The organism is Alteromonas sp. IB21, assembly GCF_016405965.1.
Classification (GTDB): domain Bacteria; phylum Pseudomonadota; class Gammaproteobacteria; order Enterobacterales; family Alteromonadaceae; genus Alteromonas.
In genome coordinates this window covers 131534-157965 of record NZ_JAEFCD010000003.1, presented here as the reverse complement: position 1 = coordinate 157965, position 26432 = coordinate 131534, and the positions used below count along the sequence as shown (strand labels likewise).

Annotated in this window: 26 protein-coding genes and 1 tRNA gene; 14 read left to right on the top strand and 13 right to left on the bottom strand. The window is 45.0% G+C overall.

Translation table 11 applies throughout. The annotated features are described in order from the left end of the window. Nucleotides 1–91: 91 nt before the first annotated feature. The 5 genes from leuA to JC525_RS03875 all read left to right on the top strand — a co-directional run bounded on the left by leuA (nt 92) and on the right by JC525_RS03875 (nt 6219). Complete coding sequence (leuA, locus tag JC525_RS03895; RefSeq protein WP_198814611.1) at nt 92–1651, top strand: 2-isopropylmalate synthase; 1560 nt, start codon at nt 92–94, stop codon at nt 1649–1651. Further along, complete coding sequence (leuB, locus tag JC525_RS03890) at nt 1652–2749, top strand: 3-isopropylmalate dehydrogenase (RefSeq protein WP_198814610.1); 1098 nt, start codon at nt 1652–1654, stop codon at nt 2747–2749. A gap of 9 nt (nt 2750–2758) precedes the next feature. Then, nucleotides 2759–4159: a 3-isopropylmalate dehydratase large subunit gene (leuC, locus tag JC525_RS03885; protein WP_198814609.1), complete on the top strand. Its 1401-nt coding sequence runs from the start codon at nt 2759–2761 to the stop codon at nt 4157–4159. Nucleotides 4160–4162: 3 nt separating this feature from the next. Continuing rightward, nucleotides 4163–4768, top strand: a complete 606-nt coding sequence (gene leuD, locus JC525_RS03880; protein ID WP_198814608.1) for a 3-isopropylmalate dehydratase small subunit — start codon at nt 4163–4165, stop codon at nt 4766–4768. A 260-nt stretch (nt 4769–5028) separates the two neighbouring features. Continuing rightward, entirely contained in the window at nt 5029–6219 is a 1191-nt protein-coding gene (locus tag JC525_RS03875) for an HD-GYP domain-containing protein (protein ID WP_198814607.1), read from the top strand. Between the two features lie 172 nt (nt 6220–6391). Here JC525_RS03875 and JC525_RS03870 read toward each other — a convergent pair whose 3' ends face one another. Continuing rightward, complete coding sequence (locus tag JC525_RS03870; RefSeq protein ID WP_198814606.1) at nt 6392–7633, bottom strand: general secretion pathway protein GspB; 1242 nt, start codon at nt 7631–7633, stop codon at nt 6392–6394. Beyond that, nucleotides 7626–8537, bottom strand: a complete 912-nt coding sequence (locus JC525_RS03865) for an ExeA family protein (RefSeq protein ID WP_198814605.1) — start codon at nt 8535–8537, stop codon at nt 7626–7628. The genes JC525_RS03870 and JC525_RS03865 overlap by 8 nt, the downstream gene beginning before the upstream one ends. Before the next feature lie 217 nt (nt 8538–8754). On the opposite strand from JC525_RS03865, the gene JC525_RS03860 reads away from it, so the two are divergent. The 4 genes from JC525_RS03860 (at nt 8755) to hemW (ending at nt 13278) form a co-directional block, all read left to right on the top strand. After that, entirely contained in the window at nt 8755–9903 is a 1149-nt protein-coding gene (locus JC525_RS03860) for a CCA tRNA nucleotidyltransferase (protein WP_198814604.1), read from the top strand. Nucleotides 9904–10091: 188 nt separating this feature from the next. Then, entirely contained in the window at nt 10092–11324 is a 1233-nt protein-coding gene (srmB, locus tag JC525_RS03855) for an ATP-dependent RNA helicase SrmB (protein ID WP_198814603.1), read from the top strand. Between the two features lie 219 nt (nt 11325–11543). Further along, nucleotides 11544–12146, top strand: a complete 603-nt coding sequence (locus JC525_RS03850; protein ID WP_198814602.1) for an XTP/dITP diphosphatase — start codon at nt 11544–11546, stop codon at nt 12144–12146. Continuing rightward, complete coding sequence (hemW, locus tag JC525_RS03845) at nt 12139–13278, top strand: radical SAM family heme chaperone HemW (RefSeq protein ID WP_198814601.1); 1140 nt, start codon at nt 12139–12141, stop codon at nt 13276–13278. The genes JC525_RS03850 and hemW overlap by 8 nt, the downstream gene beginning before the upstream one ends. A gap of 105 nt (nt 13279–13383) precedes the next feature. Here hemW and JC525_RS03840 read toward each other — a convergent pair whose 3' ends face one another. From JC525_RS03840 to JC525_RS03790, 11 genes are all read right to left on the bottom strand, one after another. Beyond that, nucleotides 13384–14178: a DUF2884 family protein gene (locus JC525_RS03840; RefSeq protein ID WP_198814653.1), complete on the bottom strand. Its 795-nt coding sequence runs from the start codon at nt 14176–14178 to the stop codon at nt 13384–13386. A 268-nt stretch (nt 14179–14446) separates the two neighbouring features. Further along, nucleotides 14447–15010, bottom strand: a complete 564-nt coding sequence (locus tag JC525_RS03835) for an Lcl C-terminal domain-containing protein (protein WP_198814600.1) — start codon at nt 15008–15010, stop codon at nt 14447–14449. A 2-nt stretch (nt 15011–15012) separates the two neighbouring features. Then, nucleotides 15013–16761 carry an Lcl C-terminal domain-containing protein gene (locus tag JC525_RS03830; RefSeq protein ID WP_198814599.1) on the bottom strand — a complete coding sequence of 583 codons (1749 nt, stop codon included), beginning with the start codon at nt 16759–16761 and terminating at the stop codon, nt 15013–15015. A gap of 111 nt (nt 16762–16872) precedes the next feature. Beyond that, a complete protein-coding gene (locus JC525_RS03825; RefSeq protein WP_198814598.1) occupies nt 16873–17364 on the bottom strand; it encodes a PAS domain-containing protein in 492 nt (163 codons plus the stop codon). Continuing rightward, nucleotides 17364–18359, bottom strand: a complete 996-nt coding sequence (locus JC525_RS03820) for a response regulator (RefSeq protein ID WP_198814597.1) — start codon at nt 18357–18359, stop codon at nt 17364–17366. Before JC525_RS03820 ends, JC525_RS03825 begins: the two co-directional genes overlap by 1 nt. A 286-nt stretch (nt 18360–18645) precedes the next feature. After that, entirely contained in the window at nt 18646–19356 is a 711-nt protein-coding gene (locus JC525_RS03815) for an LrgB family protein (RefSeq protein WP_198814596.1), read from the bottom strand. Further along, a complete protein-coding gene (locus JC525_RS03810; protein ID WP_198814595.1) occupies nt 19349–19753 on the bottom strand; it encodes a CidA/LrgA family protein in 405 nt (134 codons plus the stop codon). The genes JC525_RS03815 and JC525_RS03810 overlap by 8 nt, the downstream gene beginning before the upstream one ends. A 116-nt stretch (nt 19754–19869) precedes the next feature. Further along, a complete protein-coding gene (locus tag JC525_RS03805) occupies nt 19870–20643 on the bottom strand; it encodes a LytR/AlgR family response regulator transcription factor (protein ID WP_198814594.1) in 774 nt (257 codons plus the stop codon). Between the two features lie 150 nt (nt 20644–20793). Beyond that, complete coding sequence (locus JC525_RS03800) at nt 20794–21120, bottom strand: DUF3718 domain-containing protein (RefSeq protein WP_198814593.1); 327 nt, start codon at nt 21118–21120, stop codon at nt 20794–20796. A 438-nt stretch (nt 21121–21558) separates the two neighbouring features. After that, the gene (locus JC525_RS03795) at nt 21559–21888 is read right to left on the bottom strand and encodes a hypothetical protein (protein ID WP_198814592.1); all 330 of its coding nucleotides are present in this window, start codon (nt 21886–21888) and stop codon (nt 21559–21561) included. 198 nt (nt 21889–22086) lie between these two features. Continuing rightward, nucleotides 22087–22896 carry an MbnP family protein gene (locus JC525_RS03790; RefSeq protein ID WP_198814591.1) on the bottom strand — a complete coding sequence of 270 codons (810 nt, stop codon included), beginning with the start codon at nt 22894–22896 and terminating at the stop codon, nt 22087–22089. Nucleotides 22897–23214: 318 nt separating this feature from the next. Here JC525_RS03790 and JC525_RS03785 point away from each other — a divergent pair. The 5 genes from JC525_RS03785 (at nt 23215) to JC525_RS03765 (ending at nt 26431) form a co-directional block, all read left to right on the top strand. Next, nucleotides 23215–23291, top strand: a tRNA-Ile gene (locus JC525_RS03785). Between the two features lie 167 nt (nt 23292–23458). Continuing rightward, nucleotides 23459–24706 (top strand): integrase domain-containing protein, encoded by a 1248-nt coding sequence (locus JC525_RS03780; protein WP_198814590.1) that lies wholly within the window; start codon nt 23459–23461, stop codon nt 24704–24706. A gap of 106 nt (nt 24707–24812) precedes the next feature. Then, complete coding sequence (locus JC525_RS03775) at nt 24813–25631, top strand: hypothetical protein (RefSeq protein WP_198814589.1); 819 nt, start codon at nt 24813–24815, stop codon at nt 25629–25631. Nucleotides 25632–25785: 154 nt separating this feature from the next. Then, nucleotides 25786–26109, top strand: a complete 324-nt coding sequence (locus JC525_RS03770) for a helix-turn-helix transcriptional regulator (RefSeq protein ID WP_198814588.1) — start codon at nt 25786–25788, stop codon at nt 26107–26109. A gap of 13 nt (nt 26110–26122) precedes the next feature. Beyond that, the gene (locus tag JC525_RS03765) at nt 26123–26431 is read left to right on the top strand and encodes a helix-turn-helix domain-containing protein (RefSeq protein WP_198814587.1); all 309 of its coding nucleotides are present in this window, start codon (nt 26123–26125) and stop codon (nt 26429–26431) included. The last annotated feature ends 1 nt before the right edge of the window (nt 26432 follow it).

The following is a 26432-nucleotide window of genomic DNA, read 5'->3' as shown; positions in this document are numbered from 1 at the left end:
CTGCACGGGTAGATTGCGACCAGCGATTTAATTTCACAAAAACCCGTGCCAAGCACGGGTTTTTTTTTAACTATTCAACTGAGAGAGCGTCATGACAAATCAAGTGAAAATCTTTGATACCACATTGCGAGACGGTGAGCAGGCCTTACCTGCAAGCCTAAGTGCCAAAGAGAAATTACAGATTGCGCTGGCGCTCGAGCGTTTAGGTGTAGATATCATAGAAGCAGGTTTCCCTGTTTCGTCACCGGGTGATTTCCGTTCGGTACAAATGATTGCCAAAGAAGTTAAAAACTCTATCGTTTGTGGTTTATCTCGTGCGTTACCGGGCGATATTGATGCCTGTGGTCAGGCGTTAAGTGTGGCAGAGCAATTCCGTATTCACACCTTTATCGCCACCTCCGAAATTCACGTAGGTGCTAAGCTTCGCAAATCACAAGACGAAATCGTCGAGATGGCAGTGAACGCGGTAAAACACGCCAGACAATACACTGACGATGTGGAGTTCTCGTGTGAAGATGCAGGCCGTACTCATATTGATTACTTGTGCCGTATGGTTGAAGCCGCTATTAATGCCGGTGCGACAACTGTTAACATCCCCGATACGGTGGGCTACACCACACCTACTGAGTTCGGTGGAATCATCCAGCAGTTGTTCAACCGCGTTCCAAACATTGACAAAGCAACCATTTCCGTACACTGCCACAACGACTTAGGCTTAGCCGTCGCAAATTCATTGGCTGCGGTTGAACAAGGTGCAAGACAGGTCGAATGTACGATTAACGGAATTGGAGAACGTGCAGGTAACGCATCACTTGAAGAGATTGCCATGATCTTACAAACCCGTAAGAACATGTTGGGCTTCGACACTAATATCAACTCTACCGAAATTTCACGTACTTCAAAGTTAGTCAGCCAGCTTTGTAATATGCCCGTTCAGGCTAACAAAGCGATTGTTGGCGCGAACGCGTTTAGCCACTCATCTGGTATTCACCAAGACGGTGTCTTAAAAGCGCAAAATACCTATGAAATCATGACACCAGAAAGTGTGGGCATTAATAAGAACAATCTTAACCTAACGTCACGTTCTGGACGCCATGTTATTAAACACCGATTAACAGAACTTGGCTACAAAGCTGAAGACTATGATTTAGAGGCGGTATACGACGCATTCTTGAAGTTAGCAGATAAAAAAGGCCAAGTGTACGACTACGACCTTGAAGCCTTGTTGTTCTTCGATAAACAGAAACACGACCAGGCACATTTCCAGTTGCTTTATCTTCAAGCTAACTCTGGACGTGAAATCATTCCAAGCGCCACCGTTAAAATGAAAGTGGGCACTGAAGAGATTACCCAGTCTAGTATTGGAAACGGCCCGGTAGATGCGGCTTATAAGGCCATCATGTCTATACTAGGTCACGAAGATTTAGAAGTTGTCGACTTTAAATTAGATTCAAAAGGTGAAGGTGCCGACGCTTTGGCGCAAGTGAGCGTTATCGCTACCTATAAAGGCCGTCGTTTCCATGGAATCGGCTTGGCTACAGATATTGTGGAAGCCGGCGTTAAAGCCCTTATCTTTGTATTAAACAACACATATTTAGCCGATCAAATTGATCAGCAAAAAAATCAACAAGAACGCGTTGCAGGAGTATAAATGAGCCAGTATTCAATTGCCGTATTAGCCGGAGACGGTATCGGCCCAGAAGTTATGCAGGAAGCCAATAAGGTTTTAGATGCTGTTGAAAAGAAATTTAACGTCACCCTGAACCGCACTGCATATCCTGTGGGTGGCTATGCCATTGATACTGAAGGTGAAGCGTTGCCCTCTAAAACTTTACTTGGCTGTGAGCAAGCCGATGCGATTTTGTTTGGCAGTATCGGCGGCCCTAAGTGGGACACATTGCCACTAGAACAACGTCCAGAACGCGCGGCATTATTAACCCTTCGCAGCCATTTTGACTTGTTCAGTAACTTACGACCTGCGCGTATTTATCCTGGTCTTGAGAGCCTGTCTCCGCTTCGCGAAGATATCGCAAAATCAGGCGTAGACGTTCTAGTTGTGCGCGAACTAACCAGCGGCATTTACTTTGGTCAGCCAAAGGGCCGCGAAGGTGAAGGCGAAGAAGAGTTCGCGTATGACACCATGCGCTATAGCAAACGCGAAATTCGCCGTATTGCTATTGCAGCGTTTGAAGCAGCACAAAAGCGTCGCGGCAAAGTGACGTCAGTAGACAAAGCCAATGTACTGGTAACCAGCCGTTTATGGCGTGAAATTGCAGAAGAAGTAGCGAAAGATTATCCGGATGTAGAGCTGGACCATATATACATCGACAACGCCACCATGCAAATCATGAAGAACCCAGCACAGTTCGATGTAATGCTATGTTCAAACTTATTCGGCGATATCGTTTCTGATGAATGCGCCATGATGACAGGCTCTATGGGCTTGTTGCCATCTGCCAGCATGAACGAAGAAGGCTTTGGCCTTTATGAGCCAGCAGGCGGTTCGGCCCCTGATATTGCTGGCCAAGGCATTGCAAACCCTATCGCACAAATTTTATCAGCCGCCATGATGCTGCGTTTTAGCATGAACTTAGGTGATGCCGCAGACGCCATCGAAAAAGCGGTTGTGGCAACACTAGAAGCAGGTGTACTTACAGGCGAGTTACTTCCTTCTGACAAACGCAGCCAAGCGGCAAGTACGTCGCAAGTCGGCGATGAAATCGTTAAACAATTAATGGCGCAGGAGTAAAAACACCTCATGGCCAAGACCTTATATGACAAAGTGTGGCAAGCCCACATTATCGACCAAATTGGTGAAGACAGCTTAATTTATATCGATCGCCATTTAATTCATGAAGTGACGTCACCTCAGGCATTTGCTGGCCTTAACGAAAAAGGCCGTAAAGTACGTCGCCCTGATCGCACTGTTGGCACCATGGATCACAGCATATCAACCCGTTCACTGGCAATCGACGCATGTGGACCAGCTAACGCGCTTCAACTACAAACCTTAGCGACCAACTGTGAAGAACACGGTATTCAGCTATTTCCAGTGGGTCACCAAAAGCAAGGTATCGTGCACGTAATGGGCCCTGAATTGGGCTTGATCCAGCCGGGTATGACGGTGGTATGTGGTGATTCACACACAGCTACCCACGGTGCATTTGGCGCGCTGGCGTTTGGTATTGGTACCTCTCAGGTAGAGCACGTACTGGCTACGCAAACCCTTAAGCAAAGCCGCGCGAAGAGCATGCTTATCAACGTAAATGGTAAGCTTCCTGTTGGCATCACCGCAAAAGACATAATCCTTGCCATTATTGGGAAGATTGGCCATGCCGGCGCTACCGGTCATGTCATTGAATACGCGGGTGAAGCTATTCGCGGTTTAAGCATGGAAGAGCGCATGACGGTGTGTAACATGAGTATTGAAGCTGGCGCGAAAGCCGGTCTTGTTACACCGGACGAGAAAACCTTTGCTTACCTTGAAGGCCGAGAATACGCGCCTAAAGGCCAAGACTGGGAAGACGCAGTCGCTTACTGGAAAACCCTGTACACCGAAGAGGGCGCTACCTTTGACACTGTAGTTGAACTTGAAGCGGCAGATATTGCTCCTCAGGTTACTTGGGGTACAAACCCAGGCCAGGTTATTGGCGTAAACACACCTGTACCTGCACCTGAAGATTTCAGCGACCCGATTGAGAAAGAAAGTGCAGTGAAAGCATTAGCCTATATGGGCTTGAAACCCGGCGAAAAGCTAGCTGACGTTTCAGTAAACCACGTATTTATCGGCTCTTGTACCAACGGACGAATTGAAGATATGCGCGCCGCTGCACAAATTGCTAAGCGCGGTAAGGTCGCAGATTCGGTTACCGCCATCGTGGTACCAGGCTCGGGTGCGGTTAAACGTCAGGCGGAAGAAGAAGGGTTAGATAAAATCTTTATCGACGCTGGCTTTGAATGGCGTTTACCAGGCTGTTCTATGTGCCTTGGTATGAACGATGACAAATTGGTGGCGGGCGATAGATGTGCTTCTACCAGTAACCGTAACTTTGAAGGCCGTCAAGGCCGTGGGGCACGCACACACTTAGTTAGCCCAGCCATGGCAGCGGCTGCAGCGATTACTGGTCGCTTTGCTGACGTTAGAGATTATCAGGAGTAAGTTATGTCTGAACAAGGTTTTACACAACACACAGGCATCGCAGCGCCTCTTGATCAAGCCAATGTCGATACTGACCAAATCATTCCAAAGCAGTTTTTAACGGGTGTAACCCGTGCTGGTTACGGTAAGCACCTCTTTCACGACTGGCGCTATTTAGATTTGGAAGAAAAAGAGCCAAACCCGGCGTTTGCATTGAATAAGCCAGAACACAAAGGCGCCAGTATTTTGCTAGCTCGCGAAAACTTTGGTTGTGGTTCAAGCCGTGAACACGCGCCGTGGGCACTTGCCGACTTTGGTTTTAAAACGGTTATTGCCACCAGCTTTGCCGACATTTTTTACGGAAACTGTATTAACAACCAGTTAGTACCAGTGGCGTTATCTAGCGCGCAAATGGACGCAGTGTTTGCTGCGGTAAAAGCTAATCCTGCGGTTAACATAACCGTAGACTTACCCGCTCAAACTGTAAGCTTTGACGAAACTAGCTTTAGCTTTGAAATAGCGGAACATCATAAAAATAACCTAATCAAGGGGTTGGACGCGATAGGGCAAACGCTCGAGCTAACCAACGCAATTGAAGCATTTGAAAAAAACCAGCCAGCGTGGTTATAAAATAGGGTTTCAAACTCTTTCATAAGCAAAGTTCAAAAAGAGCGCTGAAATAGCGCTCTTTTTTGTTTCAACCGTGCGGCCCCCGATAGCTCGCCGTATCTTACAGACGGCCAGTCGATAGAACGTTGAACTAAAACTTATATTCACTATTATTTATACGAAAGATGCGTAAACACCTCACTTTTTCTATTGGAATATCGTACTATTCGTTTCTATTGTAGTAGATGGTTTTGGCAGTAATATGCCTCACAGGAGAGATAATGCTAGAGCAGGTGCCTATTGATGAATTGCAGCCGGGAATGTACGTCAATCAAGTGCTTGAACAGACTGGCTCGCTCAGAATGCGCTCTAAAGGTATTGTGAAGACCCAAGCCATTATCGATAGCCTTAAATCAAAAGGTATCTTACGCGTAGAGGTGGACCTTACAAAGTCAAAGCACAGCACAAAAGAAAATAAGCCAGAACAACCTGTTGAATCAGAAGTCCCTAAACCCAAAGCTAAGCCTGTGGGACGTGATTCCATCAACCAAGCAAACGACCTCTATAGCAGCGCACTCTCTATACAAAGTAATTTTTTAAAGTCGCTTAAAAACGGAGCGGTAAAAGACTTATCTCCCATGGAGTCACTGTCACATAGTCTTATCGAAAGTGTTTTTGACAATAAAGATGCGCTTAGCTGTCTTACCATGATCAAAGACACAGACCAATATCTTCTTGAACACAGCATCAACTGTAGCGTGCTAAGCGGTATATTTTGCGAATTTCTTGGTTACGACAGAGATATTATCGAACAAGTAAGCTTAGGTACTCTACTGATGGACATCGGAATGTCTTCGCTTCCAGATGAAATTCGCAACGGTAAAGGCGAGTTCGCCCAAGGCGACTGGGAAGTAATGAAGACTCATGTGCAAATAGGCGTTGACCTCGTCGAGCAATGTGGGGACATATCCGACTTATCCCTGCGGATAATCGAAGAGCATCACGAGCGCATAGATGGAAGCGGCTATCCAAGAGGCTTAGTTGGCGAAGAAATTTCTGAGTATGCCCGTATTGCGGCTATTGTTGATGCCTATGATGCAATGACATCTAACCGTTCACATAAAGAGAGTATTACTCCGACTCAAGCACTTAAGCGCCTGACTGCAGCAGAGAATTTAGATCAAGACTTGGTCAAACAATTCATTCAATGTATTGGTGTACATCCGGTTGGCTCGCTGGTCAGGCTTAAAAGCGGCAAGCTTGGTATTGTAAGTAAGATAAACCCCAAAGATCCGGTAAGCCCCCACGTTATGACGTTTTACAGTGTTACTTCTCAACACTTCAATGAGGTTAAGCGCATTGATTTAAGCTTGTATGAGGATGAGATTGTTTCAGGCGTGCGGCCAGAAGAGTTTAGCTTGAACTTGCCTAAGTTTTTCAGAGATGTTTTTGTAAACCAGATACCAATATGAAATATCAGTAAGGGGTCTATACCAAAGCCCTGATGACGTCTCTCCTTGAGGTTAAATTCATCACTGAGCGGAAAAAAAAGCCTGATTTTGAAAGTGCATTGAATCAGGCTTTATTTGTCTTTTAGCATCGCGCATTTAAAACGGGTGTTAGTTTTCTATCCGATATAAGCCATTACCAATCTGTCAGCGCTGCCATGGTAAAAAGCTCATCTTCAAATGAAAGTACCACGCGCTGGGCTTCAATATTTACTATTTGCACCCTATCGGCAATCCAATCCCCCTCGCCGACCTGACGTCCGTTGACCCTCACCCATCGGTCTGCGGGACGAGACGCATACATATGAGCACTGAAGTTCATCGATGGAAGCCTTGTTAGTAAACGAACGGGTAACTGATCAACACGAGGAATATCGTCTTTTACCGTTACTGTATTTTCTCTTGGTTGCTCGTTATCTTGCGCTTTTGTATCAAGCGCCTCAACAGCCGCGTTAAAGCGGGCCATCAGCTCTGGAGAAACAGATACATCTGATTGAGAGGCACCTTCATTTAGCACCTTTCCTTCATAATCCTGTGAAACTGCACCTGGCGGTTGGCCCGTTTGCTGAGTTTGTTCATAGCCACTGTTAAAAGCAGGGTTTGTGGCTTGTGCAGGGTTATTTACATCATTCACACTGCCACGCTGGTTGTTCCCTGCAATAAAATCTTCGCTCGCTGTGTCTCGCTGATTATAAGTCACACCGTTAGCCGAATTGTTGTTTTGCCCTAACTGGGTTTGTGCATTCGCTACATCATTAGCACTATTTCCCTGACCTGTATTCTGGCTATTTAATTGGGTTTCTGAAGCAGCATTCACCTCATTAACCAGCTCGATATTTTCATTGCGGCCGCCTTGTGCCGCGATCTGTTCAGGGGCAGATGAGGCGGTTTTGCTTTTATCCGTATTTTTGTTCGTGACATTCTCACTAATAAGGGATTGCGATACTAATAACGGCCACCAACGCTCAGTCGTCGCAGCTGAAAAACCAATACACAAACCGACAAGGATAACGACAGCAAACAGCCCAAATTGCTTGGTATACAGCTTCCATGCCGATGGTAACCCTTCCACCGTTGGTAAAAATAAACTGCGATTAAACTGCTCATTAAGCGATTTATCAAACTTAGCGGTAGTGTCGTGCTCACCACGCAGTAGCGCTTGAGTTTGGGTCCTGTGGCGCGTTGCCGCAGGGGCAATTTCAACGGTTTGTTCAGGGTCTATTTCAACTTCCTGTACGCCCATCTCAGACAGCCCTTGAACCATGGCATCACTGGTCACCAAGCCCGACTTTCTTATTTTTACTGGCCCGTTCTGTTTAGTTATTTGAACTATCACCATGCCAGGCGTTAAGCTTTCAATGGCAACGATATTAGACATACAAACTCCCTAGCCCGTAACCACAACACACCGCCAATGCAAACGCCATCATCAAGTACCACTTGCGCTGACTCTGTACTCGCTGACTTACTACATCCTCACCTAAGATTTGCTCTGCCGCGGCCAAGAAAATTGGCTTTTGCACAACCGCATGCTGCTTAGTGAAAGATAAGGTTAATGCCCGATCGCACAGCAAATTAATTACTCTTGGAATTCCTCCGGTAATTTGATGCACCGCGCGTAACGTAGACTTACTGAAAATACTGATATCACCTTCGGCAACGCTTAAGCGATGTGCTATATAAGCGCTTACTTCTGGTGCAGTTAAAGGAAGTAAGTGATAACGAGCGGTTATGCGCTGTGCAAGCTGGCGTAATTCATTGCGTTTTAACAACTGTTGCAGTTCAGGCTGACCAATTAGCACTACCTTCAACAGTTTTTCTCGATTCGTTTCAAGGTTAGTTAATAGACGAAGCTGCTCAAGCACTTCTGGCATCAAATGCTGTGCTTCATCGACCATCAAAACCGTATTTACACCAGACTGATGGTTTTCTGCCAGCTTAGACAAAATAAGATCGGTAAAATACTTTAGGCTCGCTTTTTCAGGCGTGTACGGCAATCCTAATTCATCACAAACCGTTGCCAACAACTCAAGGGCTGACAGCGTAGGGTTTAGGATCATGGCTACCTGCGTATTATCTGGTAGTTGCTGTAATAACTTTCGTGAAACCGTTGTTTTTCCTGTACCCACCTCGCCTGTGAGCATCACAAAACCGCCACTTTCCCTAAGACCAAAGGTTAAATGAGCTAACGCCTCTTTGTGCCTTGGGCTCATATACAAATAATCGGGGTTAGGCGCAATCGAAAAAGGATTGTCATTTAACCCGAAATAGTTCAAATACATGGTTGCTGAAGCGCCTATCTGTTTTTATTTTGACAGCGATTAAACTACCAGAGGCAACCATGAAGTGAAAGCGCATAACGATGTGGCTACGAATTTTATTTGTAACATTGCTATACTGCGCAACTATTAGCGTGGATGTATTGATTTTTGTAACACGCCCAAAGTCGATACTCTCCAAATTGAAAAGCATTATTGACTAACAAATCATTGGAATAGCATGCAGTTATATCTCGTTGGTGGCGCAGTGCGTGACGCACTATTAAACAGAAAAGTTGTAGAACGCGACTATGTCGTGGTGGGCGCCACACCAGAAGAAATGATTAGCCAAGGTTTTACCCAAGTGGGCAAAGACTTCCCTGTGTTTTTACACCCCAAAACACAGGAAGAATATGCCCTTGCTCGCACAGAACGTAAGTCAGGAAAAGGTTACACCGGATTTGTGTGCGATGCGTCAAATACTGTAACGTTAGAGGAAGACCTGCTGCGCCGAGACCTTACCGTTAACGCCATAGCGCAAGACAACCTAGGAAAACTCATCGACCCTTACGGCGGCCAAAAAGATTTAGAGAACCGCCTACTTCGCCACGTTTCTGAAGCTTTCAGCGAAGACCCTTTACGCGTATTTCGCGTTGCTCGATTTGCCACCCGTTATGCCTATTTAGGCTTTACTATCGCCAGTGAAACCATGGCACTTATGCAATCAATGGCAGATAGCGGCGAGTTAAGTACGCTAAGCGCAGAGCGTGTATGGCAAGAAACAAAACGTAGCCTTCTAGAGAAAACCCCGCACGTTTTTTTCAGCGTGTTAGACGAGGCTCACGGCCTTAATGACTGGTTTACTGAACTTAAAAGTAACTTAGATACTGCTTTGGCAACGTTAAAAACGGCGGTGGAGCTAGAAAAGGCTGCAAGTAAAAACCTCGTTAAAAATACTGATTCAGAAACCGCTAGGCTGATAACAAGATTCACAGCCCTGCTTTCTCACCTTAATGAAGAGGACGCAAAGCGTCTTTGCAGCCGACTAAAAGTGCAGAACCAAGTCAGTGAAATCGTTATCCTTACCTGCAAATTTAAAAACTTTCTTCTAGACACACAGAACTCGCCCGCAGATTTACTTACCTTATTCAATGGCTGTGATGCATGGCGAAGAGAGGAACGTTTTACTTTATTACTCAGCGCTTTCGCGCCTCATGCTCGTAACAAGGGCGTTGATTGGCAACACCAACAGAAGCGCATCGAAGATGCGTTGGCAGCCGCCAAACAAGTGAATGTGCAAGACATCATTGCCACGGGCGTAAAAGGCCCCGAAATAAAAGACGCGCTAAATCAAACAAAGCTTGCTGCTATTGCTTCGCTTAGTGAGTAAATAAACTCGCCTGTTCGTTAATAAAGCAAGCCAGTAAGAGTCAGAATATATTTTTACAATGCGTTTTTGCTTAGCGACTCTGCCCACTGTCTTTGCGCAGTGTTTGCGAATTTAACGCCACTTTTTCTCTATGTTTTGATGTAGCAATGCTACAATACACCCCATTCATTTAGAGCGTTTTTTATACTATGACTTTCGAAGAACTCGAATTAGACGAAGCACTGTGTCACGCAGTTGCCGATATGGGGTTTGAAACTCCAACTAGCATTCAAGAACTCGTGATCCCTCATGCGTTAGACGGGCGAGATATTCTGGCCTCTGCACCAACGGGAACGGGAAAAACCGCAGCATTCTTATTGTCTGCGTGCCAGTTTTTACTCGACTATCCGCGTAAACAGCCTGGCGCCACGCGTATTCTAATTTTAACGCCCACCCGTGAACTTGCACTACAGGTTCACGAACAAGCCGTTGCCATTACCAAGCACACGCAAATTGTGTGCGGCGTAATCACTGGTGGTATTAACTATGGCACCGATAAAGAAACCTTAAGCAAAAACCTTGATATCCTTGTAGCCACGCCTGGGCGTTTGCTTGAGCATATCGAGAAAGAAGCCGCGGATTGCCGTGACATTGAGTGTTTAATTCTTGATGAAGCTGACCGCATGTTGGATATGGGTTTCTCGACTGTGGTTAACCAGATTGCCGCTGAGGCGCGCTGGCGCAAGCAGAACCTTCTGTTCTCAGCCACGCTTGAAGGCAAAGGCGTTAAGACATTCGCGCATGACATTCTCAACAACCCAGAAGTGATTGAAGCGAACCCGTCACGCAAAGAAAAGAACAAAATTCATCAGTGGTACCACCTTGCTGATGACATGAACCACAAGCTAGCCTTGCTAGTGAATATTTTAAAGCAGGAAGCGACGACGTCAGCAGTTGTGTTTGTAAAAACCCGCGATCGTCTTCAAATGCTAAAAGACTTATTAGCCTCAAAAGACATCCCGGTATGCTGGCTACAGGGCGAAATGCCACAAGACAAACGTATTGCGGCGCTAGCCCGTTTCAAAAGTGGTGAAGTACCTATCTTGTTGGCAACGGATGTGGCTGCCCGTGGTATCGATGTACCTAACGTAAGCCATGTTATTAACTTTGACATGCCGCGCAAAGCCGACGTTTACGTGCACCGCATTGGCAGAACTGGCCGCGCTGGCGCCAAAGGTACCGCAATATCCTTGGTTGAAGCCCACGACTTTGACATGGTGGCCAAAGTTGCTCGTTATATGGGCGAACCGCTTAAGGCTCGCGTCATTGACGAGCTACGCCCTAAAAACAAAACGCCTAAAATTGGCCCGAAAAAGAAAAAAGTGAAGGCTAAAGACAAAGCTAAAGCCAAGGCAAAAGCTAAGCCTAAGAAGAAAAAGTAAAACTCGAGCACGTTGAGGGTGAGTGGTGCGATGGCCGAAGGTTGGGAGTGGCTTTCGCAAACACGCGGTAAACATATCCATGTGCGTTCCGCTGCCGCATCCCTGCGGCAGAGGGTATGCTCAAACCACTCCCAACCTTCGTCCTGAATAGCCTCAAATACTCGATTAATGTATTCGAGCTTGTTTCAGGAGCAGAGAAAAAATGAGGAGTCTGGCACAATGAAATTCCCAGAAAAAATTGTTCTAGCCACGGGTAATCAAGGCAAGGTGCGTGAGTTTGCATCCTTATTTGCAGATTACGGTGTAGACGTTGTGGCGCAAAAAGAATTAGGTGTATCTGATGTACCAGAAACGGGTACAACATTCGTTGAAAATGCCATTATTAAAGCGCGTAATGCGGCACAAGTAACAGGCCTCCCCGCTATTGCTGACGACTCAGGCTTAGTGGTTGATGCCCTTGGCGGTGCACCCGGTATTTATTCAGCCCGCTATGCTGGCGCGGATGCTACGGACGATACCAACATCGATAAGCTATTAGCCGCCCTTAATGGCGAGACCCAGCGTAAAGCTCACTTTTTCTGTACATTGGTATTTATGCGCCATGCCGACGACCCAGTACCATTAGTAAGCCAAGGTAAGTGGCAAGGAGAAATTTTAACGGCTCGCTCTGGTAACGACGGTTTTGGTTACGACCCAGTATTTCACGTGCCAACTCACGGCTGTACAGCGGCAGAACTGGAGAAAGCCGAAAAGAACCGTATTAGCCATCGCGGCAACGCCCTTGCGATTTTGCTTGAGAATATGAGAGCGACGTTTGCGTAATCCTCCACTAAGCCTGTACATCCATATTCCTTGGTGTGTTCAAAAGTGTCCGTACTGCGACTTCAACTCTCACGGACTGAAGTCTGATTTGCCCGAGAAAGAATACGTGGCGCACTTGTTGGACGATTTAGCCATTGATGCCAAACGTATTGGCGACCGCCCTGTTGAGACAATCTTTATTGGGGGTGGCACGCCCAGTTTGTTTTCAAGCGAGGCCATGGCCGACATATTGAACGGCGTTAAGCAGCGAGTTAACTTAAGCGACACTGCTGAAATAACCATGGAAGCCAATCCAGGTACGGTTGAAGCCGGTAAGTTTGCAGGCTTTTATCAGGCAGGTGTAAACCGAATATCGGTGGGCATTCAAAGTTTTCAGCCTAAGCATTTAAAAGTACTCGGTCGAATTCATAATGAAAACCAGGCTGAAAATGCGGCAAAACAAGCACACAGTGCGGGACTACCCACATTTAATTTAGATCTTATGCATGGTCTACCCGAACAAAGCGTAGAGAATGCCATGGCAGACCTGAAGCAGGGCATCGAATTAGACCCGTATCACTTATCATGGTATCAGCTTACTATCGAGCCAAATACGCCTTTCTATTCAAAGCCTCCTGAGCTACCGGATGACGATATCCTTTGGGAAATACAAGAGAAAGGCCACAGCCTTCTAGAGCGTGCAGGCTATCATCAGTATGAGATTTCAGGTTATGCCAAAGCAGGGCATCAGTGTCGTCATAACCTCAATTACTGGCGCTTTGGCGACTACTTAGGCATTGGCTGTGGTGCTCATGGTAAAATTACCGACGCTACAAACGGTACAATCCATCGTACAGTGAAGGTAAAACACCCCAGGGGCTACATGGAAATCAGCCGCCCGTATTTAGATACGCAGACGCAAGTTTGTGCTGAAGATCTGCCCTTTGAGTTCTTTATGAACAGGTTTCGTTTGGTGGAGCCTTGTCCAATACGTGACTTCAGCGACTTTACGGGTATCGGAATAAGCGATGATGTAGAGCATGCGTTGTCTGACGCTCATCAGCAAGGACTGCTTTCTATTTCGGACAGCCACTGGCAGGTTACCGCAAAGGGCCGCAGGTATTTAAACTCACTACTCTCGTGCTTTGTATAATGTCTATTAGGCACGTCAGCATGATAATACAAAGCCTGCGATATGCAGGCTTTGTATTATCTGAACGATAAATATTGGCTGGCGAAAAACGAGTTTGGCTTAGGTTTAATTCGTCTCGCTTTCATGCAGCGTAATAATATTGTATTGCTTGAAGGCCGGTACGTTTGCTCGAAGGTTTTCTTCAGCCACATCAAGCCTTTTCAACTTCTCGCAAAACCACTCTGCTTTTTTGCGCAGGGTTGTTGCCTTATCGCCAACGTCGAGCTGCTCCCCTACATTGTTGAGTTGCCGTGTAATTTCAGCCACCTTTTCCTGGTTTACTTCTCCACTGCCGGTATTAATACCACTGATGGCAGAAAGTATACCGCCAACAGAAGTGGAAATGGCTTCCTCAAGCTGAGCTTCAATTTCACTATCCACAAACTCATCAACGCTTTCTAAGGATCCGGGGCCTATAAAGTAATGATTACTTGCGTGTCTAAATTTGTCTTTTACGCGATTTTGAGCCCGCTTCATCGCGGCATTTAAACGCTCATAACTATCGTGGTCGCTACCAACTAAGCCCAAATAAACATGTTCAATAGTATCAATAGCAAGGTCGACACCTTCCGTTGCCAAAATGATCATTTTCGGCACTACATAATGCAACCCTGATGCATATTCTTGTAGCCATTGCCGCTCTTGTTCGTTCAGTGTCTGCCAGCGGCCGCCAATGAACAATTGGTCTTGACCGTTAATCTGAACCACAGTTCGGGTTTTATCCATGACACGAAGCTGCTGGTCGTTAACCGCAATACCATAGGCAAAATCTATATTGCAGGTATATTCAGCCTGCGCTGACGTGCTAAGTCCAGCGAGTAGACAAATTGTGAGAAAGCCTGCCTTTGGGCGCGATATCATTTTCATACTGTCATTGTGGCTAGCTTACTGCGAAATAAAAAGCCATCATGAGTCTAACGTGCTAAAAATCAGGTTGAACATGTCGAGAACATCTACCCGCGAGTATCATAACAAGCGCGAGAGTGACAAAACATTTTCGTGAGACACCTTGCGGGCTAACCTGAAAAAAGAAAGCACGCATTATAAAGCGTGCTTTAGTGATAAAAAGTCTTAGCGCAAGATAGTAAACGAAAGGCTAAAGCCTAATTATCTCGCATGTTTTCTACCTTTACTCGTTAGTGAAGGTTCGAACTAGACGCACGTAAATAAAGCGGTCTTTTTCTTTTATAGAATGACTCGCGTTAAAAAATGCGACAACCCACGCGCGGTCAGGATCATCCGCCGATGGCGTTGATGTCCAAAAATCATCTGGCGGCGTGGCGGGGAAAAGAGAGCTATTTATTGCAGGGCGAACACAATCTCGCTCTGTAATTGTTGCTAATTCTTTGACGTTGGGTAACCGCCACCCCAGCAAGTCCTCATTGCTGGCTTCGTGCGCCAATTTCAACGCTTGCTGCCAAGTATACTTCACCGCTTCGCCACTGCACGTCGAGCCGTTCCAAGTTTGCCCTTCAGCACAACGCCTCCATACTAGGTCAGTAGTAGTGTCTAGCAAAGTACTCGTTGTCACTGCCTCAAAGTTATCATTGGGGGTGGTTTCTAAACCGTCCGACAAACACTCCTGAGCAAACGTTGATATCGATACACAAGTAAAAAGCGTCGAAATCAATAGGGTTTTAATTGACGACAGTACTTTGCTTGTAAGTGCCGTTTCTTTCATTAGGTTATTCATCACTATCTCCCTGCTCGTACAAGACGCACTCGGCCAGCTGTTGATTTATTAAGAAAGTTATCAACCCCAGAATCGAAGTCTAATGCCCACGCATTTTGAGCATCGTCACTGTTTACGCCATCTGCACTTGGCACTGATGTCCAATACCACAAAGGCACTGAGGAAATCTCACCGGTGTTAGGGAAATAATCTTCATCAATAGCAACACCAGCAGCAATGCCTAGGTGCATCAGTGAGAAAAGTTCATGGTGAGTAGGCAAGCGCCAATCGTAAAAACCGCATAAACCTTGCGCATTTACGGCTTGAACATAGGCTGAAGTATTGCAATTAGTCAATAAGCACGTGCCATTAGCGCCCGTTTCGTCACCTTCAAAGCCGCCGTTTACCTCATTGCTAAACCACGAGTAAGTGAAGTCTTTATCTTGAAATGTACCGTCGTCGGTTTTTACTTCCCATACTAATCCGGTGACGTTGTCGCGTACACAAGACCAGGTATCAGCGTCGGCATCCTGCTCATCACCATTTGCGTTTAAGCGGGTGAAATCAAAGCCTGCTTTTCCGCGACCGGCTTTTTCAATCAATCCATTTTGCTCTACAACATCCGCCCCTCTTTGTCCGTCCTGACCTGGGAATTCATTTTGCTGCGCTTGTGTTAACGCATTATCCGTCGCTTGCTGTAAAAAACCAGTATCGTTGATAAGCGGCGTAGGCATCGGGCGAACTTGAACGTTTATCGTATCTTCAACACTGTTGCCATTAGCGTCAGTTACTGTCAGCGTATAGGCAACCACTGTAGAAGTTGAAACCGCAGGCGCGATAGCAAAGGTTGAACGTGAGTCGCTGTCGTCGACAGGACGGCCTACTGTTGAGCCCGCTGGAACGTTGTTACTTCTTTCCCATCTATAGGTGAGAGGCATAGCATTAGGCACGCTGGTGCTCGCTTCTCCTTCAAGTATTACTATCTCACCGCTAAACACACCTTGAGAAACACCCGCACTTACCGTTGGTAGCGTATCCGTTTCTGACTGCACAACAATGGTAACCGTTTGAGTATCGGACGCCCCTTCACTGTCTGTGACCGCTAACTCGAAAGACAGTGACTGCTCTTCGTTTGCTATTGGCGTAACAATGGTCAGCGTCGGCAGGTTTGTCTCAACACCTGTAATCACATTAATACCGGCAGTTTGTGACCACGTATAATCAGCCACTGCTTCATCTGTGGCGTCTGGGTCTCTACTCGCGGTGCCATCAAAGATAACTTCTACATTACTAGGAAACGTATTTTGAGGAAGGTCATCTCTTTGTGGAACAGTAATGCTCGCTTGCGGAGGGATATTGACTGGGGCAATGGTTATTACGGTAAAGTCGCTCGCTGTATTACCGCTTTGATCGTTAACCGAAACCGTGATTGTGTACTGCGTTGCACTGTTTACCAGTGGCGCAACAAAGCTCGCGGTAGAAACGCTGGTGTCGTCGTGAGCAATAGATAATGATGGGGAAGCACTCCAATTGTAGGTGTATGCTCCGTCGCCTCCGCTGACCTGCGCACTCAATGCGTAAGTAACACCCTCGGTTACCGTGGCGTCTGGACCAGCGTTGACAACGAGGTTTCCGGCGCCGCCATTAGCGTTATCGCCATCACCGCCGCCTCCGCCGCAAGCAGTCAAAATAATTATGCCTGCGATAAAAAATAAACTTCGGCCTAAAGCGCCAGAAAACCTATCTGAAACTGAAAACACGTTTAATTGCATACATACTCCCACCGTAATGTGCACTACGCTAAACACAGTGTCTGGTAAAAACTTGATGTAGGTTGTGTCGCTGATTAGCCGTTTGTCGCTAACGCGCAAAGTGTGCAGCGGTTATGAGAAGCGTCTTTTTGCTTCTTGCGCTTCAGACATGGTGACTTGGAGTGCCTCAAGCTGCTTTTTACCTACCGCTACGTCAGTCATGTCATAAATCATCATACTGATATAATCCACTTTGCCCGTCGCCGAGGTCAGTGGAGAAAGTGTAAGGTTCTGATACATGAACGATTCACTTCCTGTAATCGGCCGATAATTCGGAAACTTGAATAAATAGGGGCGCTGTTCCCATGTCATGAAAGCGCGAGTTTTTAAGTCGAAGACCGGCTTAGCTTTTTTAGTAAACCAATCTTGCTTAATAGAGGGGAATAGCGAAAATAAAGATTTATCCCTTACTTCGCTAGGTAGAAGACCGCTATGACTCTCCATAAAGCCATTCCAGACTTTAACAGTAAAGCTTCTGTCTAAGACAACGATCCCTACATCAACGGTCTGGAGCATGTCCATCATCCAATGAAACTCTAATAACTCATCTAAATGTTGGCTCATCAAAAATCCTCCAACAAGTGGGCAAGTTTAGAATTCATCATTTTCATCGATTCTTCGGTAAATAGCAGTATCAAATCACACTGCACATTGTATCCTTCCAAGCCGTAACTCAATTCTATGGCAAGCGTACGCTTCCATTTAATCTGGTTCATGGCGATAATCTCAGTAATAGCCCGGTGTTGCCCTAAAACGATAGGGTGGCCTTGACTAAAATTAATGTCCATTTGGTTTGCCAAACCTGTTAAGCACGTACCAATAAGTATGCTCGCGGCATCCATTAAAAGCTCTAACTGAAGCTGATCGTCAACTTCTCCTTCGACGTTGAGTATTTTTGCCACATCATCAAAACTCGAATCGCTCAGAATACATAGGGCTTCACCACTGACTCCAGGACCTAAAAAGCCTTGGCATACAGCGGTAACTTGTTCGTGACTTTCGATATCCGAAAGCATCATATGAAGCTCAGAAACTTCAATGAGGTTTACATTGGGTATCGGGAGCTCCACAAACACGTTCATGGTACGGGCGAGATGGTCGCCAGCCTGCCCCATCGCGATATTAGTGATTTCTTGATAGCAATCTCTTATATCAGGGTCGAGGGGAGATGCTTCTAACTGCAACTCTTCGTCATTATGAAGAATGTTATATTTATCTAAGACTTCTGCTAACGTTTTAGGATCGACAGGCTTTCTAATAAAGTCCAAAGCACCTAGGGATGTCACACGTTCATGGGCTTCTGGTTGAATATCTCCAGACACCACAATTACTTTTGTTTTTAACCCTTTTTCTCGTATTGCCTCGAGCGTGCCGTACCCGTCGAGAACAGGCATATTAAGGTCGAGCAACAAAAGATCACCCTTCCCTTCAGCAAGAGCCTTGAGGGCATCATCCCCATCCTTCGCAAAGTGCACGGCAACATCCCAATCTTGAGGGAGGCATTTTGCCACTTGCTTTCGCGCAACCAACGAGTCGTCACAAACGAGTACAGAAAACATTAAGTTCTTTTACCACCTAGCTTTTGAAACCAACAGACGCTGATATTTTGTAGCAATCTAAACTATATCGGCAATGCAGCTTTGAACTGAAGCCTCGATTTGCGGCTAAACAAGTTTAACGTCAGCATCGCTATCTTTATACATCTGCTCTCATGCATATATTGATACGAAACACCTCACTAAGGAATAGCACTTTTGGAGAATATTGCCAGCGAGTTTTGCATCATCACAGCCATGCCTGCCTTTTTCCCTGCTTCAAGCGTTAGGCATACGAACACTTCTTGGCTTAAATGAATAAGCCGACAACGACGGGTAAAGCTAACGCGGTAAAAATACCGTTCACACACAAGCCTAATGTTGCCATAGCTGCTACATCGTCTCCCATTTGGATTGCCTTTGCCGTGCCAATAGCGTGGGCGACGGTACCTAGCGCTATACCTTGGGCTTGACGGTCTCTCACATTAAATAGGGCAAACATACTTGAAGCCATGACAGCCCCAACGATACCGGTAACGATAACAAAAACCGCCGCCAGCGCAGGGATCCCACCTATCTGTGCACTAGACTCCATCGCTAAGGGCGTCGTTATAGATTTGGCGAGCATGGTAAACTGTATGGCACTAGGCGTATCGAATATAAAAAGCGTTAACCACGCCGAAACAGGGGCTAGTACGCCGCCAAAAATGATACTCACCAGCAAGCGCCAACCATAGTGCCTTAACTTTTGCCATTGACGATAAATAGGCAAGGCAAGCGCTACTGTGACAGGCCCTAACAACCAATGCAGTAACGAGGCAGCACGTTGATAATCAGAAACGTGCGTGTTTGAACAATAAAGCCCTATAGACACTAATAGCGCGGTGATAAGAATTGGGTGTGCAGCAGGGTGGCCACGGCATGTTTTATTGGCCCACAGCGCTGTCATGTAACTGATGATAGAAACGCTAAGCCAGAACAAACCACGATAGCTTAATGTGTTATACAACGCCTCAATCATCTGTATCGCCGTTATTCTTAACGTTAGCCACATCACCGCTTTCTTTAGCATTAAAAAGCCGCTGAGAGAGCCACGCCGTAATGCCCAAGCTAAACGACGTCGCCACGACAATAGCAATCACAATAGCCAACGCATTCGTTTTTATATCCCCCCAATACACGGTCACACCTAATACCGCAGGGATAAAAAGTAATGACATATGCTTTAAAGGAAACGTTACTGCGCGCGCTACATGAGGTTCAAGCCGTGGGAAGCAAAATAAAGCTCCAAGCAGTATAAAAAGCCCTAACAGAGGGCCGGGGATAGAAAGGGATGCTGCGGTTACTATTAAAAGGCCAAGATAATAAGCAGCAAAGACTAAGGCCGCTCCTACCATCGTGTCTCTGACATTTCGCACGCATACTCCCTACCGTGACTTGTCTACAACGTTAATCAATGTAGTGTAACCAGAAGCGTATTTAACCGCTAGCAGTACGATAGTCTTATATGAACAATTAGCCGCAAGCGTTAGCTTTATGAATAGCCTGCATCTTTCTGCCAAAACTGATAATAATATTTGTTGGTAATTTTGAAGGCCTCTCCACTTTGCATCACAACTTGCTGCTGACTGCACTTTTGCTCTACATGAGCGACGTGAATTGCATTAACGGCGACTGAGCGATTGCACCGCCTAAAGTAACGCCCTCCCAGTCGTTTAAGTAAGTCACATAAGGTGGTGCGAACAACATAGTTTTCCGACAAGGTTTGAACACACATATAATCCCCCGCAGCCTCAATCCATTTAATATCTTCAGGATTCAAACAACACCATCCGTTTTCAGCCCGGATCCCTACTACATCCGGCTGAGCGCTTTTAAAGAGTTGCAGCCTTAAACTTGCTAGCAGAGCGGGTTCAGAGACACCGTACTGATTACATAAACCTTTAATAAGTTTTGAAAATTGAAAATCTCGCTCGTAGCAACGATATTTGTTTTTCACACATTCAATGGCCTGTAAAACCTGTACTTCTTCTAATGGGATCTTCACAAAGCCTGATGCATTGTACGAAAAAGCTAACAAGGCCTCTTCGTCTCGCCTACCTACGGCTAACCAATATCTTGATGCTAAATTTCTACTTGACCGAGCAACCGAGTAAAACCCTATGGCATTAGGGTACTTTTCAGCTAGGGCCAAACAATGGCCAACCGAATCTGCGCTATAAATATGACTGAATGGACCATGTTTTTTCAGTATTTCACAAAGCGCGCTTTGCATAGAAATAGATTGTAAGAATACCAGTGCGATCATATGCGTTCCCTTGCAGGTGCGAACAGTACTAGTAGCAACAACTCTTAATTCTAACTTTCAAAAAAGTCATGATTAAAAAAGTAAAAAATAAGACGCTTAAAAAAGGGCTACGTCTTACATAGCCCAACGGTTAGGTTAATCGATAATTGCTCAACGTTTTGCAGTTAAAACACGTAGGCTCGCGTTGATACGGCGAGCAATATGCTGCGCGTTGACATCCGCACCATTCGCCACGGCAAAAGTAATCATATCCTGCCCATTACACACCAAGCCGGAGTGCAGGTTTTTCATATTAAGGCCTGTGGCTTTAACTGCTCGGTGCAGCTTCAAGCGATTGTCACTTTTCACCGCTTCGCACACTGCAATTAAATCTTTTTCTAGCTCCTGAGGGTAGGAAGCTGCGCTGGCAGCAGTAACGGTTAATGACAGAGTCATTCCAATTAAAGCAAGTTGGGTAACACGGCGTGACATAAACATAACAAGTTCCTCTGATAGTATTCGGCAACGCGGTGACGACCTCTATAAGCCCCGCATCATTAAACTAGTGAAACTTTATGAAAACTACGCGATAAAAACGTTAAAACACCGCTATATGAGATGTTGCGACAAGCGCACAAAAGTGGAGGTTTAACCATCGGTCTAAACAGTTGTTAATCGAACTTAACACACACTTTGCAACATTATCGATAACGCGTAAAAAGAATAGCATTCGGGTGTAGGGAAAAGTCTGACGTTTGTTGAAGTGAAAATTATGACGTGTAGCGAAGTGAAGCTTAAAATCTGACACTGCAATAACCTTGAACCTAGCCTGAAGAAAATGCTGAACCGGTTCGAGCTGCTATAAGGCAAAAAAAACGGGGGCTACTCGCCCCCGTCTTGATGCGCAATAACATTACGCTTAATGTTTGATATATGCTAAAAGATACTGTCTTGGTGAATTTTGATAAACATACTCGTACCGACTTTTGAGTAGTCAACTTTGTATTCTTTGCCATTTAATGTTTGTATAAAAACTAACGTTTTTTCGTCGCCAAAGACTTCGCTAGTGGTAACGTCTACCAATTCCATATCCAACGCTTTGGCTTCGCGTTTGTTATCTGGAATTCGACCTTCATACTGCTTAATACCTTTATAGGTTACAAGTATCGGAGGATTTTCATCTCCGTTTGTAACCAATAAGTCAAGCTTTCTGATTTTATGAATGATGGTATTTCGACCACTCGTAATGAAAGGTTTTTCAGTCATTTTCGTCTCCGCGACTTTTTACCTGCTTTTTTTATTATTAACGTAACTTGTAAGTACCAAAGTCTACCACGAAGTTAATAATCAACACATAGGCATTTAATTGATGTATTTTCGGAGTATAAACTAGTCATACAGAGCAATAAACGGCTATTTTTCGCCCTTCGTATAATTTTCTATAAACGTAACGCCGTCAGTTTCCTACTGCCACTTTATCCACGGTCTGTGCACCAAATTCTGAATCAGCTTGTCACATGGCGTAATTTCAGACGATGCGAACACACAGCTTGGCGCTTCGTTAATTGGAACTTGTGCGACAATATTGGACACTGAAACTTCTAAGTCTAAATCGGTATCGAGCTGAGTCATTGGCAAGATGAATTCTACGCGATTTGTAAAAGCACAAGAGCTCTCTGGAGGCGTACTTTCAGATTCCGACTCACACCCTGCGCTTCCCAAATGATAAGACCATTCATGGGTCTCTTCTCCATTTTTGGACACATCGAGTTTAAGAAACATGTGACCGTTACGTTGATTGAAAAACATCGAAGAATCGTTCAATGGGGATGGCTGAGTTGATGGATTATCATGATTAATATCAAATGGTAACCCCATGGTAAAACGGAGGTTAGTTGATAATTTCAGAAGTTGTTCAGATACATCCAATACTATTTTGCTGTTAGCGTCATCGGGGTTAACGCACTTATTATGAAACTTCAATAAAGCTTCATTCGGCGTCTGCCACTGAGTTTGTTTAAACTTCACCCGTTGCCATTTTCCGTCGATGCGAAGCTCAGGCTTACTAAGATAAAAACCAAAATAGTCTATATTCCAGCGTTGCTGGCCTATGCTCATGATCATGGGGCAAGCGCCAGTATCCACACCTACTAATTTAAAAGGAATTTCACCGGGCTCTCTTCCTTTAAAATTTATTACATCACACCCAGCTAGCGAGAAGAGCACAGCTATGAATAGAGAAGATATGACGGGCGCGCAAAAAGACTTTTTCATCTTATTATTTACTTCCTGTGATCAGCGAGCAGTTGGAAAAGAATACCGCGTTATCTGTTAATTAAGGTGGACCATACAATATCGCTTTATGAGTTCTGCTTATAAAAACCGACTACGGCATTGTGTACTTCGTTACAGAATACCATTATTAACCCCAATAAAGTGAACTCACTGAGTAATTCAAACCACCGAGTGAACAAAAATAAAGCAAACAAATCACAAACCCCTAACCTAGGCGTGACAAGGTAGCTAAAACTGCTTATACTTGCGTTCGTTTTTTATCGTTATCTAAAACAGTAATAAAACGCATCTTCAAATGGCCCTATAGCTCAGTTGGTTAGAGCATCCGACTCATAATCGGCAGGTCCCCTGTTCAAGTCAGGGTGGGGCCACCATTTTTTCATTCCAAAACATTCTATAACGTTAAAAATCCTTTTAAAAACAAAGCCTAACGCCCAACTCTCGCTTCACTCAGTGTCGAGGACATTCGATTAAAATCGGTGGTTAATGTAACATCGAATGTAACATCACCTTTTTAACTTGTTCAGCGGTGTTACATTAAATGGCTAAGACAACGAAGCAACTCACAGATACAGAAGTAAAAACAGCTAAGGCTAAAGCGAAAGAGTATAACCTTTCAGACGGAAAAGGCCTTGCGCTTCGTGTTAAGCCCACCAGCACAAAAACATGGATATTTAACTACCAACACCCCATTTCGAAAAAGCGTAATAATTTAGGGTTTGGCGCATACCCCGATGTAACATTGGCAAGAGCAAGAGAAAAGCGCGCAGAGGCAAGGCGCTTGCTAGACCTAGGCATTGACCCAAAAGCACACTTTCAAGAGCAGCTTAAAATTAAACAGGATGAATTAGCCTGTACATTTGAAGTGATCACAAATGAATGGTTTCAACTTAAGCTTTCAAAAGTGAAAAAAGCAACCGCAGACAAACACATGGAAATGTTACGAAACCATGTATTACCAAAACTAGGCTCTGTATCAGTCAAAAATATAAAGCCAGTAGAAGTGATTAACATATTGCGGCCTATTGAAGCTAAAGGCAGTTTAGAAACGGTTAAGCGCTTGTGCAGGGTGATAAATGAGATAATGGTACTTGCGTTAAATAGCGGCAAGATTGAAAACAACCCCATTGCGCACATATCGAAAAACTTTGTCACACCAACTCCTAAAAAAATGGCAACCATAAGCCCCAACCGCTTGCCTGAGTTAATGCAAAATCTAACGAACCATAACCTTATGATTGTTACTCGATTACTCGTTGAATGGCAGCTACACACCATGACGCGCCCTAGTGAGACAGCAAAAGCCAAATGGGAAGAAATCGATTTAGAGAATAAGGTTTGGGTAATTCCAGCAGAACGCATGAAGCGAAACCGTGAGCATATTGTTCCTTTAACACCTCAAACACTGGCACTAATAGATAGACTCAAAGCTTTGCGAGGAAGTAGCGAATATTTATTCCCAAGTCATAGAGGGCGAAATAGACATGCTAATGTACAAACTGCAAATATGGCGCTTAAGAGAATAGGTTTTAAAGGTGAGCTTGTATCACATGGCCTTAGAGCGTTGGCAAGCACGGCTCTAAACGAGCAGAGGTTTGATTCTGAGTTAATCGAGGTATGTTTAGCGCATGTTGACAAGGATAGCGTGAGAAACGCTTATAACCGTTCTGATTACCTAGAGCGCAGGCGAGTAATTATGGAATGGTGGTCTGCTCATATTGAACAGGCAGCCACAGGCAACATGAGCCTGGCAAATAGCAGCAAGACACTCAGAGTAATTTACGGATAGAGCAACATAAAAGGTTTCACTTAGCCTAGGGTAGCTCCCGAACCGCCAGAACCCTACTGGCTTGGCTAAGTGGATTATTTAGGGGCTTATTGGGATAAGCATTGTAATGAATAGGTATATCGATGGCTGGATATGCGAAGAGGCTGTTTGCTTTGTAGTAGGCAACTATGAATCTATCGCTCATATTGAGAGTATTATAGAAAATACACCGGTCGACACCGCTTTTGATGGTGATTCCTTTCCTGACTGGACAAAAGAGGAAGCGAACGAACTTGCTAAGGCAGAAAAAGCATTGCCGCTTGCACGGGAACTATTAGAAGCACTGTATCACTCTGTGGAAATAGCGATCGAGCATTTCAATTATTTAGAGAAATGTGAGCACGCTAACCATGGTCATATCTTGCCAGAGGATTTGATATTTGAGCAACCATCAGAGTTCACCGAAATTGAGCTATACAGATACACCCCAGACACTCCGTTAAACGAAGTAAAAATTAAAAAGAGAAGCTTCGCTATATGGCTATACAAGCTAGGGGAACGCTCAATGTCTGAAAAGGCTTACCCAGAGTTAAATGTTAGCGAGACTTTAAAGGAGAGTCAAAGCAACAATACAAGTCTAGAGGAGATCTCAAAACTATTCACATTTAAAACTAATGAAACACTCTTGGGCTTTGATGAAGAACAAATCCCAGACAATATTTACTTGGCATTGTCACTCTATAAACAAGCATGGCATGAACTCCCGAATGATATGTGTAAACCTTTAAAAACTGATTTGGAGAAATTGCTGAGAGATCGAGGTATAGAGAACAATGCTCTAATTAGCTCGATAATCAAGGTTTCTACCCCCGAAGGAGTCACACTAGGAGGTAAGCAACATCCATCATTGAAGCCTTGGCAACCAATAGAGAAAAGAAAAGTATAACCTTTCCTATTGCCACCAAACATCCTTATGAGAAAGAGGGCTTGAGCGTTGGTACACTACCAAAGTCAAAGTTGGTAGTGTTGCCAGACCTATCAACTTACAAAAAACTTTATGGTTTTATCGTAATCGTCAACTCAACACACATAGGCGAATAATGATGAACACAGAAGTTAATCCAATAACCCAACTGCAACAAACGTCCTCACAATTCAGTACCACTGTTTTGCGTAGAAAAGAAGTTCGAGACAAAACAGGCTTAAGCAATACTAGCTTACATGAGCGCATTCACGACAAGACAATGCCACCACCGTTTAGTCTTGGTGGGCGCTCTGTGGGTTTCTTTGAGCATGAAGTATCAGCCGTATTAATGGCGCGCGCAGCAGGCCAAGACGATACACAAATTAAGGCGTTAGTATCGTTGCTGGTGGACAAACGCAAAGAGTTTGCTAGTTCATTCATTCAACGTATTTCAGCATAACGGAGGGCCGACGATGAATAAGCGCACTTTGCCCCGCCAAGAACAAAATACACCCCATAGTATTGCATCCAGCACCTTAAGAGACCGACAAAAGATAGTCGAGCAATTAAGGAAAGCTAAGACTAACACGATTTATTTTAGAGAAAAACTTGGGCTTATAAGCCCCGCCCCTCGCATTAAAGAATTAAGAGAGCGCGGTTTTATTATTGCAACAACTCCCATCAAAGCCAGGTCACAGGATGGGCGTTTACATAGAAACGTCGCTGAATATTGCTTAATAAGCGAGCCAACCACCAGCAGTGGCGAATGCAATAAAGGTTAAG

Excerpts from the sequence above, each read along its gene's own strand:
- JC525_RS03775 (WP_198814589.1), top strand. The coding sequence starts at position 24,813 with ATGAATAGGTATATCGATGGCTGGATATGCGAAGAGGCTGTTTGCTTT.
- JC525_RS03870 (WP_198814606.1), bottom strand. The coding sequence starts at position 7,633 with ATGTCTAATATCGTTGCCATTGAAAGCTTAACGCCTGGCATGGTGATA.
- leuB (WP_198814610.1), top strand. The coding sequence starts at position 1,652 with ATGAGCCAGTATTCAATTGCCGTATTAGCCGGAGACGGTATCGGCCCA.
- srmB (WP_198814603.1), top strand. The coding sequence starts at position 10,092 with ATGACTTTCGAAGAACTCGAATTAGACGAAGCACTGTGTCACGCAGTT.
- JC525_RS03860 (WP_198814604.1), top strand. The coding sequence starts at position 8,755 with ATGCAGTTATATCTCGTTGGTGGCGCAGTGCGTGACGCACTATTAAAC.
- JC525_RS03865 (WP_198814605.1), bottom strand. The coding sequence starts at position 8,537 with ATGTATTTGAACTATTTCGGGTTAAATGACAATCCTTTTTCGATTGCG.
- JC525_RS03770 (WP_198814588.1), top strand. The coding sequence starts at position 25,786 with ATGATGAACACAGAAGTTAATCCAATAACCCAACTGCAACAAACGTCC.
- JC525_RS03825 (WP_198814598.1), bottom strand. The coding sequence starts at position 17,364 with ATGAGCCAACATTTAGATGAGTTATTAGAGTTTCATTGGATGATGGAC.
- JC525_RS03815 (WP_198814596.1), bottom strand. The coding sequence starts at position 19,356 with ATGATTGAGGCGTTGTATAACACATTAAGCTATCGTGGTTTGTTCTGG.
- JC525_RS03840 (WP_198814653.1), bottom strand. The coding sequence starts at position 14,178 with ATGATATCGCGCCCAAAGGCAGGCTTTCTCACAATTTGTCTACTCGCT.
- JC525_RS03850 (WP_198814602.1), top strand. The coding sequence starts at position 11,544 with ATGAAATTCCCAGAAAAAATTGTTCTAGCCACGGGTAATCAAGGCAAG.
- JC525_RS03875 (WP_198814607.1), top strand. The coding sequence starts at position 5,029 with ATGCTAGAGCAGGTGCCTATTGATGAATTGCAGCCGGGAATGTACGTC.
- JC525_RS03835 (WP_198814600.1), bottom strand. The coding sequence starts at position 15,010 with ATGAATAACCTAATGAAAGAAACGGCACTTACAAGCAAAGTACTGTCG.
- leuA (WP_198814611.1), top strand. The coding sequence starts at position 92 with ATGACAAATCAAGTGAAAATCTTTGATACCACATTGCGAGACGGTGAG.
- JC525_RS03790 (WP_198814591.1), bottom strand. The coding sequence starts at position 22,896 with ATGAAAAAGTCTTTTTGCGCGCCCGTCATATCTTCTCTATTCATAGCT.
- JC525_RS03805 (WP_198814594.1), bottom strand. The coding sequence starts at position 20,643 with ATGATCGCACTGGTATTCTTACAATCTATTTCTATGCAAAGCGCGCTT.
- leuC (WP_198814609.1), top strand. The coding sequence starts at position 2,759 with ATGGCCAAGACCTTATATGACAAAGTGTGGCAAGCCCACATTATCGAC.
- JC525_RS03795 (WP_198814592.1), bottom strand. The coding sequence starts at position 21,888 with ATGACTGAAAAACCTTTCATTACGAGTGGTCGAAATACCATCATTCAT.
- JC525_RS03830 (WP_198814599.1), bottom strand. The coding sequence starts at position 16,761 with ATGCAATTAAACGTGTTTTCAGTTTCAGATAGGTTTTCTGGCGCTTTA.
- JC525_RS03765 (WP_198814587.1), top strand. The coding sequence starts at position 26,123 with ATGAATAAGCGCACTTTGCCCCGCCAAGAACAAAATACACCCCATAGT.
- JC525_RS03820 (WP_198814597.1), bottom strand. The coding sequence starts at position 18,359 with ATGTTTTCTGTACTCGTTTGTGACGACTCGTTGGTTGCGCGAAAGCAA.
- JC525_RS03800 (WP_198814593.1), bottom strand. The coding sequence starts at position 21,120 with ATGTTTATGTCACGCCGTGTTACCCAACTTGCTTTAATTGGAATGACT.
- leuD (WP_198814608.1), top strand. The coding sequence starts at position 4,163 with ATGTCTGAACAAGGTTTTACACAACACACAGGCATCGCAGCGCCTCTT.
- JC525_RS03780 (WP_198814590.1), top strand. The coding sequence starts at position 23,459 with ATGGCTAAGACAACGAAGCAACTCACAGATACAGAAGTAAAAACAGCT.